Raw genomic sequence first — 3,980 nt, forward strand, 5'->3', positions numbered from 1 at the left:
CCCATGGATCAGTTGTAGGGCTTGAAGAAGCGGGTCGATGAGTAGACCCACTGGGAAGAGGTGTAGATCCAGCTGGCGAGGGCGCCGTTGAATTTGGCGTCCTCCTTGGCCGTCCAGGTCCACATCCTGACCGAGTCATCGGGCTGGTGGTACATGGCGCCGATGTCGTCGCGGCCGTCGCCGTTGTAGTCGCCGATGACGAGTTGGCTGCGTTTGATGTCCCAGTTCCCGGCGTTGCTGCTGAGAGAGACGAAGGCAGAGCCGAAGCGGTCGTCGGGCTCGGATTCGGCGATGAAGGTCGACACCTTGTCACTGCCGTCGGCGTAGTCGTACCAGATCATGGCGTCATCGCGACCGTCGCCGTTGAAGTCGCCGGCGTGCGGGGTGGCCCGGTCCCAGTCGAGGGAGGCGGTGTACCACCAGGACGTGGGCCTGTCGAAGCCTCCGGTGACGGTGCCGAGGAAGGTGTGGTTTCGTACGGTGTCGTCTCCCTGACCGTAGAAGACGCCGATGTCGTCGCGTCCGTCGCCGTTGAAGTCCCCGGTGACGAACTTGCAGCGGTTCCGCAGCCAGGTGCCGCTGGGTGCGGACCAGGAGTCGAAGGGCTTGTTGAAGCCTCCCGAGACGGTCGAGGTGTAGGTGAACAGTTTGCTGGTGCCGTCGGGGTAGGCGTACCACACCGCGATGTCGTCGCGTCCGTCGCCGTTGAAGTCGCCGGCCTGGGGGGTCATGTAGCTGGTGTGCATGACCCCCTTGGGGACCGCCCAGGAGGCGAAGGGGGTGCCGAAGCCTCCGTCGGCGTTGCCGAGCGCGGTCCACAGCTTGATGCTGGTGTCGCTGTAGCCGTACAGGGCGGCCATGTCACCGCGTCCGTCGCCGTTGAAGTCCCCGGTGACGAACTTCATCGACTTGGCTTCCCACGCCCCGGCCGCCGCTGCGAAGGACTTGTAGGGGGTCTTGAACGAGCCGTCGGAGTTCGACATCACCGTGTAGGTGGCGTCGGTCCCGGCAGTGAAGGCGTACCAGAGGCCCATGTCACTGCGCCCGTCGCCGTTGTGGTCGTGGCGGATCGCCGTGCCGCTGCTCCACTGCGCCTGGCTCTTGGCGTTGTAGATCACGAGGTTGCCGCGGTCCTGGAGGAGGGCGTAGCCGCCGGGTGCGGTGGTCTTGGACTCCCACAGTTTCGTACTGCCGTCGGCGCCGTAGACGACGAGATTGCCGTCGGACCCCACGACCGCCTTGGCTCCGCTGTTCCCGGAGGTCTTCGTGGACCACAGCGTCTTGCCGGCGTTGGAGGCGATGGTGAGGTTGCCGTCGAGGCCCATGGTGAGCTTGGCGGAGCGGGAGGTGTAGGACTGACCACCGCTGAGGGTGGTGCCGGAGGGGATGCGGGTTCCGCCGGTGATGCCGTCGATGGTGAAGGCGGCGGCAAAGGACATGTTGTCCGTGCCGGGCGCCTTGCCGGGCCAGCCGATCATGGTGTTGTCGGTCTTACGGGCCCACAGATCGGTGGTTCCGTCGCCGGTGATGTCGCCGACGGAACCGATGGCGGGGTAGGCGGACGCGGTGTATCCGATGCCGATCTTCACCCGGCTCGCGGTGTTGCCCCAGGTGGTGGGGTCGAGCAGGCCGTTCGCGCCCTTCTTGCCGTAGGAGCGCCAGATGGTGCCGGTGCTGTTCTCACGAAGCCAGAGGTCGAGGAGCTTGTCCCCGTTGACATCGCCGGGTGCGATGACGGTGAACTTGTCCCAGTCGCCTTCTCCCACGAGTACCGGCGGCTGCGAGCCGGCGACGTCGAGGTCGTATCCGGCGCGGTTGCCGTAGTAGGCCCAGAGCTGCTTGCCCTGCTTGACCAGGAGGTCGGGCTGTGAGTCCCCGTTGATGTCGCCGGGTCCGACGATCTGCTCGGCGTTGCTCCAGTGATCGTCGCCGGTCCAGTCATCGCCGTAGTCGCAGCCGATGTCCGGATCCTTGACCGGGCAGGTGACGGTGAGTTCGATTTTGTCCGTGTCAATGACACCGGATCCGTTGTTCTTGTAGGACCACAGCTTCTTCTTCTTGTCAGCGCTGTCGTACTCGAGCGCGACGAGATCGTTGTAGCCGTCCTGGCCCCAGTCCCCGACAGAGGAGACCTGCCGGCCCTCGAAGGACGTGCCGCCACCGTTGGTCGCGGCCGAGAACTTGCCGTCGCCCTGACCCGCGTAGGTCATCAGCGTGCCGTTGGAGTCAACGCTCCAGATGTCGCGGTGGGTGTCGCCGTTCAGGTCGTGGGGGCCGTCGCGTTCCGTGCTGCGGCCCGCGTAGTAGAGGTAGGTGGCGGTGTCGGACCGGTTGCCCGCCGCGTCGACGCTGAAGGCGTAGACGAAGTGGGGTCCGTAGCCCGGCGGGACTATCGGTACCGCCGTCCCCGGCTGGACCGACCTGACGTCCGGGTCGTAATCGGTGTAGTAGCCGTACTCCTTCACTCCCTCGGCGCCGCCGTCGGCGAAGGTGAACATGCCGGTCTGACGTGCCTTGGCGGTGTTCTCGGGCCAGCCGTCGTCCCCGCTCGGGAAGTCACGGGAGTCGATGACCGGCGGCTTGCTCGGACGAGCGCGGTCGACGGTGAACTTGCAGGAGGCAGACCACGCGGAGTAGCTGCTGTCCTGGTCCTTGGCGCGGACCTTCCAGGTGTAGTCGCCACCGGTCAGATACGAGTCCGGAACCGCGTAGGTGGTGACCCGGCCCTTGTTGGCGGGCAGGGCCTGGGTGGCGACCGGCGTGGCACCGCCGGCCTTGAAGACCTGGAACTCCGCGGTGAGGTTGCCGCCGTCCTTGTCGTCGATCAGGGCGTACAGGCTGACGCGGGTGTTGCCGATCAGACCGCCGCTGGCGCAGGAAGTCTTGGGGAAGGTGCCGAGGCCCGTGGGGGTCTTGGGCGGGTTGTTGTAGACCGTTTCGAGGACAGCAGACTTGGCGTCGAACTTCTTCCAGCCGAAGGTGTCCGTCTCGTTGGACGCGTAGAGGCCGAAGGTGACGCTGGACCACTTCTTGGACGCGGCTTCGCGGACCTTGCCCGTGGCGTCGAACTCCAGGTTCCCCGCCGCGCAGTCCTTGCTCCAGCCCTTGGCGTCGTCCACGGTGTACAGCTTGGAGAGCTTGGCCGGCTGCCGCTTCCAGGTCGTCTTCGACGAGATGGGGCCGACGTGCCAGAGCTCGACGGGGCGGTCCTGGCAGGACCAGGACCAGGTGTTCTTGATCCGGAAGGTGGACGACTTGACCGACACCCCCTTGAGGTTGGCGGTGTCGAGCTGGAAGAAGGACCGCGACAGCCCGTTGGTCTCGTTCTCGTAGCCGACCCGGACGACCTCCTTCGTGTTCCAGTACGAGGTGGTCGGGTACTTGGCGTAGACCCGCGTCCAGTTCTGCCGCTTGCCCCAGGCCCAGGAGGGGTCGATGTACACGGGGTACTTGGTGTCGGCTCCGGTGAGGAGCTGGAGATCGGGCTTGATCTCCAGTGTGTCCCCGGAGACGCTGGTGGGCATCTGCGCGTCCCGCGCTCCGGGCGCGGGCTCAAAGGCGTCGCTCGCGGTCGCCGCGGCCGCGGCGCGTGCCATGCTCGTGCCCGACGAGGACGAGACCGTGGTCGAGTCCCACATCAGCGGCGTGGGGCTGGAGAACACGGTCTCGCCCGCCGGGTTGACCGCGGTGAGGCTGCCCGTCTCCGCATCGGTGGACACAGCCAGTCCGACGGTGTTCAGCTTGTACGTGAGGGTGGCGAGTTCGGGGTTGGCCGCTGCCGCGGCGGACTTGACGACAAGGAGCTGCGAGAAGCCCTCGACCTCGGCCTTGAGCTGTATGTCGACGCCCGGCAGCACCTCGGCGTAGGTGGCCACGTTGTCACTGAGTGTCGGTGCCGGCAGCGCCTTGGGCCACGTCATCGTAAGGGTGCGCCCGTCCTTGACTCCGGAGAGCAGCGGTCCGCTGCCGCCGCCGGAGAA

1 protein-coding gene is annotated in these 3,980 nt (G+C 66.4%); it reads right to left on the reverse strand.

From position 1 onward, the window contains the following. Positions 1–8 precede the first annotated feature (8 nt). A complete protein-coding gene (locus ACFWI9_RS33265; RefSeq protein ID WP_387168748.1) occupies positions 9–3,920 on the reverse strand; it encodes an FG-GAP-like repeat-containing protein in 3,912 nt (1,303 codons plus the stop codon). Positions 3,921–3,980 lie beyond the last annotated feature (60 nt).

The sequence above is a fragment of the Streptomyces sp. NPDC127084 genome (assembly GCF_042724175.1).
GTDB lineage: Bacteria > Actinomycetota > Actinomycetes > Streptomycetales > Streptomycetaceae > Streptomyces.

What these genes read in the sequence shown, in the direction of transcription:
- ACFWI9_RS33265 (WP_387168748.1), bottom strand. Translation starts at nt 3,920, where the DNA reads ATGACGTGGCCCAAGGCGCTGCCGGCACCGACACTCAGTGACAACGTG.